Below are 216 nucleotides of genomic sequence, written 5' to 3' on the forward strand. Positions count from 1 at the left end.
CTGTCAATGGCGTATGCTGCCAAAGAACTTTCCGAAATGGCAATTGGTTTATTATTACTATATCCGTTGGGTAGAAGCAGGTTACTTCGACTTAATTTTGGAAAAACTACGCATGAGGGTACGTATAAAAATGGGGCAAAAGGCTGAAGCTAGTTTAGGGATTATGGATAGTCAAAGTGTACGTTGGGGTAATAACAGAGGGCTTCACGGAGTAGA

At 41.2% G+C, this 216-nt stretch carries 1 protein-coding gene; it reads left to right on the forward strand.

What is annotated here, in order from left to right; translation table 11 throughout:
- Positions 1-216 (forward strand): transposase (locus tag GNY06_RS02835; protein WP_166518715.1); only part of this gene is annotated, 216 nt, incomplete at both ends.

Source organism: Elizabethkingia argenteiflava (assembly GCF_009904105.1).
GTDB classification, from domain to species: domain Bacteria; phylum Bacteroidota; class Bacteroidia; order Flavobacteriales; family Weeksellaceae; genus Elizabethkingia; species Elizabethkingia argenteiflava.